The organism is Yersinia sp. 2542 StPb PI, assembly GCF_048593855.1.
In the GTDB taxonomy this organism is placed as follows: domain Bacteria; phylum Pseudomonadota; class Gammaproteobacteria; order Enterobacterales; family Enterobacteriaceae; genus Yersinia; species Yersinia enterocolitica_E.
In genome coordinates, this window is the sequence record NZ_JAZGQA010000040.1 from 1 (window position 1) to 17,091 (window position 17,091).

Consider the following 17,091-nt stretch of genomic DNA (forward strand, 5'->3'; position numbering starts at 1 on the left):
GCTGAAATTAGGGCTAACGCATTAATATTCAATCACCTACATTTTACAATGTTATTCACCTTGGTTATTGAGTATAAGATATTTTTATGAATAGTCAGTGATCAACTAGTCTTCTTTGATACAAAAAGATGAAATTACTAAAAAAGGTTAATCACCTGATGATTATAGTATTTTTCCGTAGAAGTGTTTATTTATAGCGAATAAAAAGGCCCGCGATTGCTCGCTGGCCTTAATGACTCAGTATCAATGAGCAGAAATATCTGCGATTGACCTTATTTCTGGTATTTACGCATGACCAGAGTGGCGTTAGTACCACCAAAACCAAAGCTGTTAGACATAACAGTAGTCAGTTCGCGTTGAGTTGGCTCAGTGATGATATTCATCCCTGCCGCTTTCTCATCCAGATTTTCAATATTGATACTTGGTGCGATAAAGCCGTGCTCTACCATCAACAGGCTGAAGATAGCTTCATGCACACCCGCCGCACCCAGAGAGTGACCGGTCATGGCTTTTGTTGAGGAAATAGCTGGCGTGTTATCACCAAACACCTCACGAATCGCGCCCAGCTCTTTCACATCACCGACCGGTGTAGAAGTGCCATGTACGTTCATGTAGTCAATTGGTGTATCAACACCTGCCATTGCCATCTGCATGCAACGCACAGCACCTTCACCTGATGGTGCAACCATATCTGCACCATCAGAGGTTGCGCCGTAGCCAACAATCTCAGCGTAGATGTGAGCACCACGCGCCAGAGCATGCTCAAGTTCTTCAACCACCACCATACCGCCACCACCGGCGATTACGAAGCCATCACGGTCTTGATCATAAGTACGAGAAGCTTTAGCCGGGGTTTCATTGTATTTGGTCGACAACGCACCCATGGCATCGAACTCGCAGGCCATTTCCCAGCACAGTTCTTCACCACCACCCGCAAACACGACATCCTGCTTGCCCAGTTGGATTAACTCCAAAGCATGGCCAATACAGTGCGCAGACGTCGCACAGGCAGAGCTGATTGAGTAGTTAACACCTTTGATTTTAAAGGGGGTTGCCAGGCACGCGGACACACCAGATGCCATGGCTTTGGTCACCATATAAGGACCAACACCTTTCAAACCGCGCGGGGTACGCATTGCATCAGAACCGGCAACCTGATTACGGGGTGAACCACCACCGGAACCCACCACCAGTCCACTGCGGAAATTAGATACCTGATCGTCTGACAGGCCAGAGTCTGCTATCGCTTCTTCCATCGCAAGAAAAGCATAAATTGAGGCGTCGCTCATAAAACGCAGCACTTTGCGATCAATGAGGTCTTTAGGCTCAGATGCCAGCTTTACATCGCCCCATACGTGGCTGCGCATACCTGCGTCTTTAAATTCCTGAGCGAAAGTAATGCCAGAGCGGCCTTCCTGCAAAGATGCCAGAACTTCCTGCTGGTTATTACCAATGCTGGAGACAATACCCAAGCCAGTAATTACTGCACGCTTCATTCAATACCTCTTCCACTTATTTTACATTCGGGATTTTGCAACGCACTTTAGCGTACAGTTGTACGCCGAACAAGTCCGATCAGCGTAATATACCCAGATAATTTTACGATTTGCACGCGGCCGGTCACATAGTTAGAATCGCCCTACCCCTTGAGATACGAGTCTTTCAACGTGAGCCACCCCCCAATCCAAACCGCGACATTAAGCTGGAATGAACAGGGTACACCTGTATCGGAACAGTTTGATGACATCTATTTTTCCAATGAAGATGGCCTGGAAGAGACTCACTACGTTTTTCTTAAGGGGAATGGCTTCCCTGAGCGTTTCATTCAACACCCGCGGGATAACTGCATTTTTGCCGAAACGGGCTTCGGGACTGGCTTAAATTTTCTGACATTATGGCGCGATTTCGCTCAGTTCAAACAGCAACACGCCAGTGCAAAACTCCAGCGATTACACTATATCAGCTTCGAAAAATACCCACTACAGGTGGCAGATTTAGCTGCCGCCCATGACCGCTGGCCAGAACTGGCATTTTTTGCCGAACAATTGCGCGCGCAATGGCCGTTACCTCTTGCTGGCTGCCATCGTATTCTGCTAGCGCAGGGGAGTATCACTCTGGATCTGTGGTTTGGTGATGTCAATACCTTGCTGCCCCAGTTGGATGCCAGCCTGAATAATCAAGTAGATGCCTGGTTTCTTGATGGCTTTGCCCCGGCGAAAAACCCCGATATGTGGAATGATATGCTGTTCAATGCCATGGCGCGGATGGCAAGGCCGGGGGGCACTTTTGCCACATTTACTGCCGCCGGATTTGTTCGCCGTGGTTTGCAACAAGCAGGTTTTGACGTAGCTAAAGTGAAAGGTTTTGGGCAAAAACGTGAAATGCTCACGGGCAGATTGCCACAAAGCATCGGGTCAGCCTCAGCGCCTTGGTACCATCGGCCAGCGGCGGTCCGTTGTGATGATATCGCGATCATTGGCGGCGGTATCGTCAGTGCATTGACAGCATTAGCCTTATTGCGCCGTGGGGCCAAGGTCACGCTCTATTGCGCCGATGCACAACCGGCGCAAGGTGCATCAGGTAACCGGCAAGGTGCGCTCTATCCCCTGCTAAACGGCAAAGATGATGCACTGGAAAACTTTTTCACCAGCGCATTTACCTTTGCCCGCCGCCAATATGACCAATTGTTAGCACAAGGCATTCATTTTGATCATCAATGGTGCGGTGTCAGCCAATTGGCATTTGATGAAAAAAGCCGTGGCAAGATTGATAAAATGCTGCAAATAAGCTGGCCGGTATCATTCGCCGAAGCCATGAGCCGTGAACAGCTCAGTGCGCTCGCTGGGCTGGATTGCGCCCACGATGGTATACATTATCCCGCCGGAGGCTGGTTATGCCCATCAGACCTCACCACAGCGCTGGTGCTGCTGGCCCAACAAAAAGGCATGACTTGCCACTATCAGCATGAACTGAGCCAGTTAGAGCATGTTGACGGGCAATGGCAGCTCAGCTTCCAGCAACTCAGTGCCCAACCCACCGATAGCCAACAACACGATACCCAACAACCACTGGCGGCGAAACAACATGCTACAGTGGTGCTGGCCACCGGCCACCGCTTAGCTGAGTGGCAACAAACCCAGCATCTGCCGCTGTCAGCCGTGCGCGGGCAGGTCTCGCACATTCCCACGACCTCAGTACTCAGTCAGTTGCAGCAAGTGCTGTGCTATGACGGCTATCTGACGCCAGTGAACCCGGCTAACCAGCATCACTGTATTGGTGCCAGTTATCAGCGCGGCGATATTGCCACTGATTTTCGTACCGATGAACAGCAAGAGAACCGGGACCGCCTGTTACGCTGTCTGCCACAAGTAAATTGGCCGCATCAGGTTGATATCAGTGATAATCAAGCGCGCTGCGGGGTGCGGTGCGCTATTCGTGATCACTTACCGATGGTGGGCGCGGTACCGGATTATGCTGCAACACTGGCACAATATCAGGATCTGCCACGCAAAATTCAGCGTGGTGATGAGATAGCGCCAGCGCCGGTATGGCCGGAATTATTCATGGTGGGGGCATTGGGGTCACGGGGGTTGTGCAGTGCGCCATTGGTGGCAGAAATTTTGGCCGCACAAATGTTCGGGGAACCGCAGCCATTAGATGCGCCGACGCTGGCGGCACTCAATCCCAATCGATTTTGGATTCGAAAATTGCTGAAAGGCAGGCCGGTACAACAGCGCGTTGCGCGGTTATCTTAGCGGGCAGCTCGCGGGGTGGTTTGCAGCGACGTCAAAGTCATTGGAGTCGCAGAGGCGAGGCCAAATCACGAACATCGCTAACCTCCCCGCGACTCCAGCAATGAACGCTATTTAATAGCTTGCTCAAGTAAACGATCCCACAAGCCCAATACCAAAACCTGATCCGGTGGGGAAAGCTCCCCGGCTTTGATCGCTTTTTCCAGGCTGGTCTGCACGCGGGCATGTAACTGCTCAGCCGTATGTTCACCAAACTCTTCAGATTCTGCCACGGCTAGAGTCAGATGGCCGCGCAGATAACCGCCGGCAAATAAATCATCATCACTGGCGTGCTCTACCATGTCATCAATCTGCGCTAATATGTGCGTTTCGAACTCTGCGATCATCAATTTTCCTCTCTATCCAAAAATAATGGCGTTGCAGCCAGGCTGCAAGCTACACGAGATCTTCCGGGTAAGGGAAAAGCGCGGCTACCAACGGCGGCGTATTGTAAAACGATTGTAGTGCCTGAATAAGGCCTGCAGGTCGTGGGGATATACCGTTTTCTAAATTCCACAGCACTTGTTGGCGTACTTTGCGCTGGAATGTGATGCGATCCGGCTCACAATCACCCTCCAGGTTGTCGCAACTGACGTTGAAAGGGAAACCCGCCGCTACACAGAACATCCATTCCAGTGCCTGTGGCTTGATCTCAACCACTTCAAACTGGCTCTGGGTTAATGCATCACGCCCATCCGGGCAGTACCAATAACCAAAATCGACCAACTTGCGCCGCTCTTCACCGGCAATACACCAATGGGAGATCTCATGCATCCCGCTGGCATAATAACCATGGGCAAAAATCACCCGATGATAGGGAAATTCGTCATCGGCAGGCAGATAAATAGGCTCATCGTCACCTTTTACCAGCCGGGTATTATATTGGTCGCTAAAACAGGCATTAAAAACATCGATTAATTGCTGATAATCATGGGTCATACTTGGGTCCGTAAGAGCGGTATCGTCAGCGACAGTCAGGCTCACTGCTATTTTGATACCTTAAGTTATGCGAAAACGTGTAACCCTAACCAGGAGGAGATCTCAGAACCGTGGCTGTCATACAGCAGCTTGCAGCTCATTACGAATGACACCACGACAATCATTGGGCGGATTAATTTTTGGCCTTTGGTCAACACCATATGTGCACCAAGGCGTGCGCCCAACACCTGTCCTACTAGCATCACCAACCCGATACTCCACACTACTTTGCCGCCGACGATGAAGAAGGTCAGGCCACCCAAGTTGGAGGTAAAATTAAGCACTTTGGCATGAGCGGTGGATTTCGCCAGATTAAATCCGCACAGCGTCACAAAGGCCAGCGCATAGAAAGAACCGGCTCCGGGGCCAAAGAAACCATCATAAAAACCGACACCACCGCCAGCAATCAAGGCAAAGGGTAGTGCGGATAGACGGCGTTGCCGATCAACCTCACCCAGTTTGGGGGTGAGCAGAAAATAAACACCAATCCCTATCACCAGCAATGGCAGAATTTGCCGCAAAATATCGGCCCGCATATGCTGAACCAAAATAGCACCCAGCATTGAGCCGACCAGCGTTAGAGCAATGGTTAGCTTTTGCTCTTTTAAATTCACCGCCCCACGGCGGATAAAATAGAGGCTGGCGGATAATGACCCGCCGACCGATTGCAATTTATTGGTCGCCAACGCCTGTGCCGGTGGTAATCCAACCGCCAGTAATGCCGGCACGGTGAGCAAGCCTCCGCCACCCGCAATGGAATCAATAAAACCCGCCAATAAGGCGACGACAAACAGTATCCCTAAAACCTCAGGGCCCAGCGTAAACCAATCCATGATTTATTCCGCAGCAAAATGGTTATCCAACAAAGCCTGACATGAAGGCGGCAATGGTGGGGGTAAGGTTTTACCCGGTTTAGCACTCGGTTGATGGGGCTGGAACCAGCTTTCCAGTTCTGCACCACAACCATCCCCCGCAGGAGGCGTGTCTTGATCCAAACACTCCAGGCTATCTGCCGGGCAGCGCAATCTTACATGCATATGTGCACGATGGCCGAACCACGGGCGCACTTTATGCAACCAATTACGATCCGTTCCGGCATCCAGACACAGTTGCTTTTTAATCGCCGGATTGACGAAAATACGCGTCACTTCGTTATCGTTCGCCGCCAACTTGATAAGACTCTCGACCTGAGGTTGCCAGAGTGCGGGGACGACCCGTTTGCCGTCGGCTGCCACCAAATCAACAGGTTGCGGTTTCAGCAATTGCTGTTGGCTCCAGCGCTGTACTGGCAGTTGTAGCCAGATATCCACATCCAAACCAGACTGGTGACTGGCATGCCCGCTACTAAAGCGCCCACCGGCGGGCATTGCCATATCGCCAATCAATACCGTCCCCAAGCGATGTTGCTCAGCCTGCGCACTCAGACGGTGGATAAAGTTCAGTAAATCAGGATGACCGAAATAACGGCGCTGATCCGGGCGCATCACCTGATAATCTGCCGATTGGAGCGGCAAAGGCATTGCACCGATAACGCAGCCGTTGGCAAAACCACCAATCGACTGTGGAGAACCTGCAACCGGGTTGGCTATCTGTTGCCATGGCGTCGCCGCCATGACCGGGGCTATAGCGGTGAGTGCTACGGTAGCGGCAAGTGCCACTGCAGCCACAATCCATTTGTTCATTGTGCCTACCAGCGCGGAACGTCGGAAACCACATCACCGCACTGTGCACGCTGGCGCAGCAAGTGATCCATTAACACAATAGCCATCATGGCCTCAGCAATAGGGACGGCGCGAATACCGACACAAGGGTCATGGCGACCACGGGTAACCATCTCAACCGCCTCACCCTGCCGGTTAATGGTTTGCCCTGGTACCATAATGCTGGATGTCGGTTTCAAAGCGATATGGGCCACAACCGGTTGCCCGCTGCTGATGCCGCCTAAAATGCCCCCGGCATGATTGCTCTGGAAACCTTGTGGGGTAATCTCATCACGGTTTTCACTACCACGCTTAGTAACAACAGCAAAGCCATCACCGATTTCCACCCCTTTCACCGCATTGATACTCATCAGCGCATGGGCCAAATCTGCATCTAAACGGTCAAATACTGGCTCACCCAAACCAACTGGCACGTGTTCAGCGACCACGGTAATTTTGGCTCCAATAGAGTCACCGGCTTTTTTCAGTTCACGCATCAGCGCATCCAGCGGCTCCAATTTACTGGCGTCAGGACAGAAGAACGGATTTTGTTCAACCAAATCCCAATCAATCAAATCACAACTAATATCACCAATTTGTGCCAGATAGCCACGCACCTGCACCCCGAATTTCTGCGCCAGATACTTTTTAGCAATGGCACCGGCGGCAACACGCATCGCGGTTTCACGGGCTGAAGAGCGGCCTCCTCCTCGATAGTCACGCACACCGTATTTTTGTTCGTAGGTATAGTCAGCATGGCCTGGGCGGAAGACATCTTTAATCGTGCTGTAATCCTGTGACCGCTGGTCAGTATTCTCAATCATCAACCCGATGCTGGTACCGGTGGTTACCCCCTCAAACACGCCAGATAAAATACGCACCTGATCCGGCTCGCGGCGTTGAGTGGTATAGCGTGAGGTACCCGGGCGACGCCGGTCGAGATCCAACTGAATGTCAGCTTCGGTGATTGGAATGCCCGGAGGGACGCCATCAATAATACACCCCAAGGCGATGCCGTGAGATTCACCAAAAGTGGTGACGCGGAAAAACTGCCCAATACTGTTGCCAGCCATCACGGCTCCTTACCATTTAGTCATAAACAATCTGCCAGCATGATATTTATCACACTGACAGACTTTATAAGCAGAGATCGATTAGTCGCGGTACATACTAAAATGCGGAGCGCAGTCAATCAGTTGCTGTTTGGTCAGCATAAATACGCCATCACCGCCGTTGTCGAACTCCAGCCAGGTAAACGGCACATCAGGATACATGTCCATCAAATGCACCATGCTGTTGCCCACTTCGCAAATCAACACGCCATCATCTTGCAAGAAGTCCGGGGCGCAAGCCAGAATACGGCGAGCCAGTTTCAAGCCATCGCTGCCAGCAGCCAACCCAAGTTCAGGCTCGAAGCGGAACTCCTGCGGTAAGTCGGCCATATCTTCGGCATCAACATACGGTGGATTAGTGACAATCAAGTCATATTTGATTGGTGGTAAATCACGGAACAGGTCAGAGCGAATCGGTGTGACCTGATGTTCCATCTCATGCTGTTGAATATTATGTTCAGTTACTGCCAGAACATCATTAGAGATATCGACAGCATCCACTTCAGCGTCTGGGAAGGCATAGGCACAAGCAATAGCAATACAACCACTGCCGGTACACATATCCAGAATATGCTTAGGCTGGTGTCTGATCAGACCATCAAAGCTGTTATTAATCAATTCAGCTATCGGTGAACGTGGCACCAATACACGCTCATCAACATAATATTCCATGCCGCAGAACCAAGCTTTATTGGTCAGATAAGCAACCGGAATTCGCTCGTTAACCCGGCGGATCACCCGTTCGACAATACGGTGCCGCTCGCTCGACGTCAGGCGCGCACTGCGCATATCCTCAGGGATATCTATCGGTAAAAACAGGCTTGGGAAAACCAGTTGTACTGCTTCGTCCCACGGATTATCAGTACCGTGACCATAAAAAATATTGGCCGCATTAAACCGGCTAACTGCCCAGCGCAGCATATCCTGAATGGTGTGCAGCTCATTTACTGCTTCATCGACGAAAATCTTGTCCAAGGTATTCTCCAACAACGGTGCGAAAAATCATTATCTATCCCCCTAGTTTGCCATGAAGCCCGCGACAAATCAGCAGCAATACATCAGTTGAATGATAACCGAATAATGAAAAGCACATTAACATTGAAAATTGTATGGATAACCGCTTGATTGCGAGAACAGCCAACACACCTACACCTTGAAATATGACGGGTATAGACATTTATTTAGACAGATGACGCTCAACAGGTAAACTGGAGGTAATCAAATAAGTACAACGAACTGATGATGAAAAATAAATATCACCTCACGACTGATGATTTACAGCTATTTAAGGAGTCAATAGTTGGGGCGAAGAAGCTGAAACAAGATACGATTGTTCTGCATACACCGCCCAAGTTGGGCAAAAGAATCGCACCGGAAAAATTACTGCAAGAGCAGGTTGATGCCAGTTATTATTTTTCCGATGAATTCCAACCGCAGTTGGATTACGACGGTCCCACCCGCTATGTGCGGCCTGGCGTTGATCATTTTGAAGTTAAAAAGCTGCGGCGCGGTGATTACTCGCCCGATATGTTTTTGGATTTACACGGATTAACCCAGAAACAGGCCAAACAGGAGTTGGGCGCACTGATTGCTGCCTGTAAGCGGGAGCATGTGCATTGTGCCTGCGTGATGCATGGTCACGGCAAACATGTTCTGAAGCAGCAAACCCCTTTGTGGCTGGCACAACATCCCGATGTGCTGGCATTCCATCAAGCCCCTAAAGAATGGGGTGGGACTGCGGCATTACTGGTCTTAATTGAGTTAGAAGAATAGACGCGAAATGCGGTTTGACAGAAAAACAACGGCGCGACAGAGATGCCGCGCCGATTGAATATTCACTAACACTGTTTTAACCGTGGCAAGCCTTTGCCAACAGTTGTGACGGGCTGACCTGCCAATCAAATGTCCCCTTCCCGGTATCACCATTAAGATCAACACAGGCGATTGCCGAGGTGGCAAACATTGGTGGGCATTGCCCTGGACAAAGCTCAGAAACCAGATACCCGACCAGCGGCAAGTGCGAAATAACCAGCACTGCGGCACAATCTTCTTTTGCCAATGCCTGCAAATAGCAGCAGACAAAAGCGGCATCCCCACCCGGCGTTAATTCTGGCATCACTTCCTGCTCTGCCGGTAGCGTCATCACCTCACGCGCGACATCTAATGTTTGCGCTGCGCGTAGATAAGGGCTAACCAAAATCTGATCGATATCAACAGACTGCTCGCTTAGCCAGCTTGCTATCTGACGTGACTCATCCTGACCACACAGAGTAAGAGGCCGTTGTGCATCACTTGCTGCATCAAGGGCCGCGTCACCGTGACGCATAATGAAAACTTGCATATTGCACCGTTTTTGTTAACAAAATAACGCTATACAGAAACGCTTTGCGTGCTGTACCGCCGAAACCTTTGCCATGGGCAAAGAAACTTCATAACGATAACGCGCCGTCTCTCTATGGCGGCCGGGCATTTTGCCTGAAACTTAAGGTAAAGAAAATGGCTGTTTTTTACACCGAGCATACCGGCAGCCAACCTTGAATGGTTACATAATAACCATATCAACAGCTTAATCTAAACTTTATCACCTGCGCAATAAGTACCTATTAATACATTTTGGCACGAATAGTCACTTAACGTGATTCTGGTTAAGGTAGCGCGGGTTGCCCCCAGTGTACAGCCACCTAATCCCTTAGAATTGCAGGTGGTGATCCTGCTCACACTCTTAAGAATAGGTGTTAGTCGGCCGCCTGTTTAGTGGAAAAATGCGGCCAAGCCCCGTGAGCAATACCCTTTTGCAGACTCAGCGCTCTTCGCCAGGCACCTCATCTGGATTACGTTCCTGCGGGTAAAACGTCTGTTGCTGTTCGGCCATGCTCACCAACAGTTGGCAAGGTTCAAAACGTTCGCCGTATTGTTGTGCTAACAATCTGAGTGTTTTCACGACCTTCTCCGCCCCCAGACTATCCAGATAGCGGAAAGGCCCCCCCAGGAATGGCGGGAAGCCGATGCCAAACACAGCACCAATATCACCATCGCGTGGGTTACGAATTATCGATTCATCCAGACAGCGTGCCGCTTCATTCAACATCATCATGGTACAACGCTGTGCTACCACCGAGGACTCGAGATGGGCTTTCGGCGTCACACCCAGCAAGACATAAACACTGGTATCGACTTGTTTATCCTGCTTTTTCTTCCAGTTAATACCTTTGGTTGCTGCCGGATAGAGATAAAAGCCACGGCCATTTTTACGCCCTTTCCGTCCATCCTTCAAGATGACATCAAATGATGGAGGTGCAGCAAAACGCGGCCCTAGTTGCTCAACCAAAATCGGCATGATTTTGGTACCCACATCAATGCCAACTTCATCCAACAGCGTGATCGGTCCAACCGGGAAGCCGAAATTCACCAACGCTTTGTCAACAGAATCGATAGGTTCACCGTCCAGTACACAACGAGCAGCTTCGTTAATATACGGAGCCAGAATTCGGTTTACATAAAACCCAGCGCAATCAGCCACGACAATAGCTGTTTTACCTTGTTTACGCGCCAAAGCTACTGTGGTTGCGATAGTTTCTTCGCTGGTTTTTGCATGAGGAATCACTTCAACCAGCGGCATTTTATCGACCGGACTAAAGTAGTGCAGGCCGATCACCTGTTCTGGTCGCTGTGCCTGCGCAGCAATTTGGCTTATCGGCAATGAGGAGGTATTGGAGGCAAAAATGGTATGTGCTGCGCCGAAACGTTCGATATCAGCAACCATTTGCTGCTTCAATGATAAATCTTCAAATACAGCTTCAACTACGATATCAACCGAGTCAAAACCACAATAATCTGTGCTGCCGGAAATCAGCATCATCTGGCGCTGCCGTTCAGCCGGGCGCATACGCTTACTGCGAACCCGCTTGCCTAAGGCATCCCAAGTGTATTTTAGCGCCTGATTAATCCCTTGCGGATTAATATCTTTGATACGTACCGGTAAGCCTGCACGAGTGGCCGTTACATTGGCAATTCCGCCACCCATCAGACCGCCACCCAAGACCCCAACACGATGAATAGCACGAGGCTGCGCTGTACCACCGGTCTCCTTTTTCAGTGATGTTGTGGCAAAGAACAAGCTACGCAAAGCAGCTGACTGGGGGGACATGGCCAGATCACCAAAGGCTCTGGCTTCTGCTTCATAACCACTGGGGCCACCGTAGTCCAATCCTTTACGCACCACATCAATAATGCGCTCCGCCGCCGGATAATGGCCCTTGGTCTGCGCCAGCGTTTTTTTACGCACAATCTTAAACAGTAATGCTTTACCCAATGGGCCGCTAAGCAGACGTTCCTGCCAAGGTAAAACTGGCCTGTCGAGCCAACCCGCTTTGGCCCGTTTGACCGCCACATCTAACAAGATATCGTGGGGCACCGCATCGTCCACCAGCCCCATCTTAAGCGCCTGGCGCGCACGGACTTGTCTGCCGGTGAGAATCATATCCAGTGCTTTGCTGACACCAATCAAGCGCGGCAAGCGTTGTGTGCCACCCGATCCGGGCAACAGACCGAGTTGAACCTCTGGCAAACCGAGTACCGTTTTGTCATCTAGCGAACAGATGCGGCTATGGCACGCTAGCGCCAGCTCCAAACCACCGCCCAGGCAAGCACCATGGATAGCAGCCACCACCGGTATGGGGAATGCAGCGATCTGCGCCAGAACAGATTGCCCTTTCTGTGCCAATACACGCGCATCGTGCGCGGTACGACAAGCGGCAATCATGGTGATATCAGCACCAGCAATAAAAGAGTCTGGCTTACCAGAAATAATAACCAGCCCCTGCAATTGTGATAAAGCCTGCGCTTGTTGCAGTATCTCGGCAATTTGCTCTGCAAATTCAGCCTTTAAGGTATTCACTTTGTCACCAATAACATCAATGGTGATCACACCGATATTGTCTGGCCGCACATTGAGGGTAAAGACCGAATCGGTTGGGGTACGGCTATCCCCTGAGGCTGTTTCACTACCGCTGTTAAGTAAATTTTCCTGACGCATTACTCCACCTCCAAAATCATCGCGGCACCCAACCCACCGGCAGCACATGCCGTCGTTAGCCCTAATCCTCCGCCACGGCGACGCAATTCATTTAATGTTTGGGTAATCATCCGGGCGCCTGTGGCCGCAAAGGGGTGACCGTAGGCAATCGAACCACCCAATACGTTGAATTTGCTCATATCAACTTCACCAATAGCCTGGCTACGACCCAATTTTTCACGCGCGAAAGTATCACTGGCAAACATTTTCAGGTTAGCCAGTGCTTGTGCCGCAAATGCTTCATGCATATCGATAAGGGTCAAATCAGCCAGCGTGATGCCGGCACGGTCCAGCGCCAGTGGCGTGGCATAAGATGGGCCTAGCAGCATATCTTGCCAAACATCGATGGCGGAAAAGGCGAAACTGCGCAGATAACCCAACGGTTGCAAACCTAACTCTTTTGCTTTCGCTTCACTCATCATCATCACGGCTGCGGCACCGTCCGTCAAAGGGGTGCTGTTGGCCGCCGTGACACTGCCGTGTTGGCGATCGAATGCGGGGCGTAACTTGGCATATTGCGCCAAAGTGGAGTCTTTGCGGATATTGTTATCTTCGGTAATAGCATCACGGTAAGGCGGGATATAAGCCGTCATCACCTCATCGTGTAATAACCCTTGCTGCCAGGCAATCGCGGCCATTTGGTGCGATCGTAGCGCCAGAGCATCCTGATCTTCACGGCTGATACCATAGGTTTTTGCCATCTGCTCTGCGGTATCCCCCATGCGCAAGCCGGTAGAGTATTCAGCCACTGCCGGGGCAACAGGAAGCAAATCGCGTAACTTTAAGCGGCTGAACAACTTCAGCCGCTGGGAGAGGGTTCGCGCTTTATTAACATCAACCAAGGTTCGCGCCAGTGCTTTACTGACACCAATTGGCAGCACGGAAGAGGAATCGGCACCACCGGCTATCGCTACCGTGACTGAGCCTGCAATAATACTTTCTGCCACATTGGCTACCGCCTGAAAACTGGTGGCACACGCGCGTGAGACACTGTAAGCATCGGTATGCACACTCATGCCGGTACCCAACACGATTTCACGGGCAATATTTGGCGCTTCAGGCATCTGCACCACTTGACCGAATACGAGTTGATCAATTAACTCAGGAGCAACGCCACTTCTGGCCAGCAACTCACTGACCACAATTTTGCCTAAGTCGACGGCCGGTACGCCATGATAAGCAGTTGCTTGCTTGGCAAAAGGGGTCCGCAGACCGCTGACGATTGCAATGCGATCGCCCTGGCGCGTCACTAGCGGTAATGGCTTACTCATAAACGCTCCTGATAAATAGAGTGGCTTTTAGTTAAGCATAACAAATAACAGGTCTGACCTGATCTAATTATTTTTAACCAAAAATTTACATTTGGTAAACCTACAGAACAGGAAAGTGAGAGCAGGAGCAACTTTTAGCGACAAAATCGTGGGAAAGATGCATTGGGGATGGGGAAGAATGATGAATCTAACGCGATAAATTTACAGAGGAAATTAGACAAAAATAAACGCGAAGCAAAAGGCTTCGCGTTAGAGATCGGTTCAACTTACCTGAGTTGCGGTGACTACCGGCATGAATTAACGCAGACCCAGCTGGAAAATCATGGTTTCTGCCTGGCAGGCAAAAGTAAAGTCGATGGTTAAACAAACACCGCCGTCCTTCTCTTCCAATTTATGCTCAATCAAGCAAGGTTCTGACTCAATAGCACGCGCTTTTTCGGTCAGCGATTTCAGCATCGCTTCAGCTTCAGTACGGTTGTCAAACACACAACTGTAAGAGGCCGTGCAATCAGTATTATCCATTATAGTACCAACATCTATACAGCAGCAGGCAGCAGTTTCTTCCGCACTACAGCGATTACTTGTTGATCGAATACTTGCATCTGACATCTTCAATTCTCCTCAACGGACATTTCAAAATAGGTGCAAATTGCCAATTCGTTAGTGCAAATAGCACAAAAAGGCATGGCGCAAAAAAAAATATTTTCTCTGTCACTATTTTACTACCGTCGGTCACTTGGCACTAGGACTTACTGTTTATAGGCTTATTAAGTGATAAAGGTCACAGTCAAATTGTATGCTCATTCATTGATAATGTAATAATTGATACTAAATTGTGAGTTTTTTGTTAACTACGTCTATTTTTTGCAATCAAAACCGAACAAATCCCAAAACATACTTGCAACACTGACACAGGTCGGACCTATACTTCAGCCACTGGTCTGCTTTGTCTGACCGATAACGGACCCTACAATCCCGCATTCTCTTGTTACGGTGTGTAACATTAATTAAAACAATGAGGTTTTGGTCATGAACCAGAAAAACCTGTTTACCCGATCAGCTCTGGCAGCTGCAGTGGCAATCATATCGTCGAACGTTTCTGCGGCTGGCTTCCAGTTGAATGAATATTCAGCCGCTGCATTGGGGCGTTCTTTCTCTGGTGAAGGCGCCGTTGCCGACAACGCATCAGTTGGTAGCCGTAACCCCGCAGCAATGACTTTGTTCGACCGCCCTTCTTTCTCTGGCGGCTTTGTTTATGTTGATCCTGACGTCAACATTAGTGGGACATCACCCATTTCAGGCAGAAGTACCGATGCCAATAACATCGCGCCTTCAGAGTGGATCCCAAATATCCACTTTATTATGCCACTGAATGAGCAATGGGCAATTGGTGCCTCTGGTACCTCAAACTACGGTTTGGCTACTGAATTCAATGACGACTATCCTGCGGGTTCTCTTGGCGGTCAGACTGATCTGAAAACCGCCAACCTGAACCTGAGCACCGCGTATCGCCTGAATGAAAACTTCAGTTTCGGCCTGGGCTTTAATGCAGTGTACGCCGATGCGAAGATTGTACGCCATCTCGGTGAAGTTGGTCCGTTATCGGGTCGCCCTGCTAATACCGAAGTTACCCGTATGGAAGGTAAAGAGTGGGGGTATGGTTGGAATGCGGGCGTGCTGTATGAAGTTGATAAAGAAAACCGTTATAGCTTCACTTACCGCTCAAAAGTGAAAATCGACTTTGATGGTGATTTCAGCAACCAACTGCCACCACCAAGAGGCACTGGCGGTAATACGATCCCGGGTGCTTTAACTCTGAACCTACCAGAAGTCTGGGAAGTGTCTGGCTATAACAAAGTGGCACCACAGTGGGCGATTCACTACAGCATGGCCTACACCAGTTGGAGCCAGTTCCAGGAACTGAAAGCAACCGGCACTAATGGCCAGACACTGTTTGAAAAACATGAAGGCTTCCATGATGCTTACCGCATCGCGCTGGGTACCACTTATTATCACGATGATAATTGGACCTTCCGTACCGGTATTGCCTTCGATGACAGCCCGGTTCCGGCAGATAACCGCACTATCTCAATTCCAGACCAAGACCGTTTCTGGATCAGTGCTGGTACTACCTACGCCTTCAACAAAGATGCCTCAGTGGATGTTGGTATTTCCTATATGCATGGCCAAAGCGTGCATATTACTGAAAAAACACCAGCGGCAGTGGGCGGCACTACTTATCAGTTCGACTCCAAAGGTACGGCACTGCTGTACGGCGTGAACTTTAACTACGCGTTCTAATTAGCGGATACTGGCAATTCCTTTGCCCATAAAAAAGCGCCTTTCGGCGCTTTTTTATTATTCGAATCAGGTATCAGAATCAGTTGGCTGAATCGATACTGTCCAAATCACCCTGAATGGCTTGTGCATTCGAATTGACTTCCGGTTTCAACTGCCCGCCATTCGCCAGGAAATCATGACGTTGGAAGTAGGCATCGCGCACCATCAGATAAGGATCTGACGAGTTACGCAGCAACCCATCGGAATCCAATAGCTGAGCACGGGTTTCAATCCCTTCAACCATCCATTTACCTGCCGACATCCAGAACGTGAGATAGCTCAACACCGGATAAACGTAATCAGCCGCATTCCCCCCATCCTCACGAATGGTGAAGCTGCCATAGCCCGGTAACACTACATACGGGCCGTAACCAACATTATAATGGCCCAGTGTGCTGCCAAAGCGGTGAGGGACTTGTTTAGCCAGCTTAGGGTTAGCCATACTCGCCACATCTATCAAGCCACCCATGCCCAAAATAGTATTCAGGAAGAAGCGGTTAAAGTGCTTCATGCCATTATACGGGTCACCCACCAAGAAGCTGTTGACCATACTGGCTGGCTCTTCAAGGTTACTCAGGAAGTTACTTGTGCCATTACGTGCGGGTTGTGGCACGTAATCACGCCAAACTACGGCTACCGGGCGCACCACGTAAGGATCAAGAACCTCATAGTTAAAATTGAACATTGCCCGGTTAAAACCTTCCAGCGGATCTGAGCGGCCCTGCTCCATATGATCCGGCGAGCTACTGGCACACCCTACTAATAGCACGGTGGCAAAAGCCAGCCCAGTCAGGCGGTAGTTCATAATTTTCTCCATGAAATTCT

At 50.0% G+C, this 17,091-nt stretch carries 15 protein-coding genes; 3 read left to right on the forward strand and 12 right to left on the reverse strand.

All coding sequences use genetic code 11. The features are described from left to right. Window positions 1–272: 272 nt before the first annotated feature. Entirely contained in the window at window positions 273–1,496 is a 1,224-nt protein-coding gene (fabB, locus tag V1952_RS07355; protein ID WP_083158217.1) for a beta-ketoacyl-ACP synthase I, read from the reverse strand. A gap of 171 nt (window positions 1,497–1,667) precedes the next feature. Here fabB and mnmC point away from each other — a divergent pair, with 171 nt between their 5' ends. Next, on the forward strand, window positions 1,668–3,755 hold the full coding sequence (mnmC, locus tag V1952_RS07360) for a bifunctional tRNA (5-methylaminomethyl-2-thiouridine)(34)-methyltransferase MnmD/FAD-dependent 5-carboxymethylaminomethyl-2-thiouridine(34) oxidoreductase MnmC (RefSeq protein WP_420074547.1): 2,088 nt from the start codon (window positions 1,668–1,670) through the stop codon (window positions 3,753–3,755). A gap of 107 nt (window positions 3,756–3,862) precedes the next feature. On the opposite strand, the gene V1952_RS07365 is transcribed toward mnmC, so the two are convergent. From V1952_RS07365 to prmB, 6 genes are all read right to left on the reverse strand, one after another. After that, window positions 3,863–4,138 carry a YfcL family protein gene (locus V1952_RS07365; RefSeq protein WP_005183422.1) on the reverse strand — a complete coding sequence of 92 codons (276 nt, stop codon included), beginning with the start codon at window positions 4,136–4,138 and terminating at the stop codon, window positions 3,863–3,865. A 49-nt stretch (window positions 4,139–4,187) separates the two neighbouring features. Continuing rightward, entirely contained in the window at window positions 4,188–4,730 is a 543-nt protein-coding gene (locus tag V1952_RS07370) for an elongation factor P hydroxylase (RefSeq protein WP_420074557.1), read from the reverse strand. 65 nt (window positions 4,731–4,795) lie between these two features. Beyond that, a complete protein-coding gene (locus V1952_RS07375; protein ID WP_372559504.1) occupies window positions 4,796–5,602 on the reverse strand; it encodes a sulfite exporter TauE/SafE family protein in 807 nt (268 codons plus the stop codon). 3 nt (window positions 5,603–5,605) lie between these two features. Then, complete coding sequence (gene mepA / locus V1952_RS07380) at window positions 5,606–6,451, reverse strand: penicillin-insensitive murein endopeptidase (protein ID WP_372559505.1); 846 nt, start codon at window positions 6,449–6,451, stop codon at window positions 5,606–5,608. A 5-nt stretch (window positions 6,452–6,456) separates the two neighbouring features. Further along, window positions 6,457–7,542, reverse strand: a complete 1,086-nt coding sequence (aroC, locus tag V1952_RS07385; protein WP_005183428.1) for a chorismate synthase — start codon at window positions 7,540–7,542, stop codon at window positions 6,457–6,459. A gap of 81 nt (window positions 7,543–7,623) precedes the next feature. Beyond that, entirely contained in the window at window positions 7,624–8,556 is a 933-nt protein-coding gene (gene prmB / locus V1952_RS07390; protein ID WP_420071304.1) for a 50S ribosomal protein L3 N(5)-glutamine methyltransferase, read from the reverse strand. A gap of 267 nt (window positions 8,557–8,823) precedes the next feature. On the opposite strand from prmB, the gene smrB reads away from it, so the two are divergent. Then, complete coding sequence (gene smrB, locus V1952_RS07395; RefSeq protein ID WP_420074548.1) at window positions 8,824–9,354, forward strand: endonuclease SmrB; 531 nt, start codon at window positions 8,824–8,826, stop codon at window positions 9,352–9,354. 76 nt (window positions 9,355–9,430) lie between these two features. Here the strand turns inward: smrB and sixA are convergent, their stop codons facing one another. The 4 genes from sixA to V1952_RS07415 form a co-directional block, all read right to left on the reverse strand. Beyond that, window positions 9,431–9,922 (reverse strand): phosphohistidine phosphatase SixA, encoded by a 492-nt coding sequence (sixA, locus tag V1952_RS07400; RefSeq protein WP_372559507.1) that lies wholly within the window; start codon window positions 9,920–9,922, stop codon window positions 9,431–9,433. A 459-nt stretch (window positions 9,923–10,381) separates the two neighbouring features. Further along, window positions 10,382–12,616, reverse strand: coding sequence for a fatty acid oxidation complex subunit alpha FadJ (gene fadJ, locus V1952_RS07405; protein ID WP_420071305.1), 2,235 nt, complete (start codon window positions 12,614–12,616; stop codon window positions 10,382–10,384). Continuing rightward, window positions 12,616–13,926 carry an acetyl-CoA C-acyltransferase FadI gene (gene fadI / locus V1952_RS07410; RefSeq protein WP_420074549.1) on the reverse strand — a complete coding sequence of 437 codons (1,311 nt, stop codon included), beginning with the start codon at window positions 13,924–13,926 and terminating at the stop codon, window positions 12,616–12,618. The genes fadJ and fadI overlap by 1 nt, the downstream gene beginning before the upstream one ends. Before the next feature lie 297 nt (window positions 13,927–14,223). Continuing rightward, window positions 14,224–14,535 (reverse strand): YfcZ/YiiS family protein, encoded by a 312-nt coding sequence (locus V1952_RS07415; RefSeq protein ID WP_372559509.1) that lies wholly within the window; start codon window positions 14,533–14,535, stop codon window positions 14,224–14,226. Window positions 14,536–14,955: 420 nt separating this feature from the next. On the opposite strand from V1952_RS07415, the gene fadL reads away from it, so the two are divergent. After that, window positions 14,956–16,227 carry a long-chain fatty acid transporter FadL gene (gene fadL, locus V1952_RS07420; RefSeq protein ID WP_193784622.1) on the forward strand — a complete coding sequence of 424 codons (1,272 nt, stop codon included), beginning with the start codon at window positions 14,956–14,958 and terminating at the stop codon, window positions 16,225–16,227. Window positions 16,228–16,306: 79 nt separating this feature from the next. On the opposite strand, the gene mlaA is transcribed toward fadL, so the two are convergent. Further along, on the reverse strand, window positions 16,307–17,071 hold the full coding sequence (mlaA, locus tag V1952_RS07425) for a phospholipid-binding lipoprotein MlaA (RefSeq protein WP_372559510.1): 765 nt from the start codon (window positions 17,069–17,071) through the stop codon (window positions 16,307–16,309). Window positions 17,072–17,091 lie beyond the last annotated feature (20 nt).